Origin of the sequence: Acetobacter sp. UBA5411 (assembly GCF_002409645.1) — a bacterium.
Classification (GTDB): domain Bacteria; phylum Pseudomonadota; class Alphaproteobacteria; order Acetobacterales; family Acetobacteraceae; genus Acetobacter.
Window position 1 is genome coordinate 448 of record NZ_DHNR01000013.1, and the last position, 542, is coordinate 989.

1 protein-coding gene is annotated in these 542 nt (G+C 50.4%); it reads right to left on the reverse strand.

What is annotated here, in order from left to right:
- A partial coding sequence (locus B3759_RS04000) for an aminotransferase class III-fold pyridoxal phosphate-dependent enzyme (RefSeq protein ID WP_291363837.1) occupies positions 1 to 542 on the reverse strand: 542 nt, incomplete at both ends.

The following is a 542-nucleotide window of genomic DNA, read 5'->3' on the forward strand; positions in this document are numbered from 1 at the left end:
ATGTCTCTCTTCTCATCATTTCGGAAATCAAGCTCCCTGTAGCTACGGAATCCGACTTCAATCGCGCTTAATAATCCGATTGTCCGTGTGGATCGGACCAGTTCGTGTGCCGCAAGTTTCGAAATCATCTTTATCCAATGTTCTGAAATATCCCGCACATGATCTACTATTCTTTCATCCTCATAGATTTTTAGCGTTTCAAGGGCGACGGCAGCGGCAACAGGATGTGCGTGATATGTGCCGCCATGATGAAACCCATGGTGCATAATCGAGCAGTCCACCAATGCGGAGTGAAAATCATCATTCATGACGACCGCCGAAATCGGTTGATAGGCCGCTGAAAGCCCCTTCGATGCGACGAGGCAGTCGGGCGTCTGGTTGACGGTCTGGCTTCCCCACATCTTTCCGGTTCGACCGAAGCCCGTCACGATTTCATCGAAATAAAGAGGAATATCGCGCATCGACAAGACGTTGCGTATTGCTTCAAAATATCCTTCCGGCGCTGGGTACATGCCGCCAGCAATCGAGACTGGCTCGCAGAG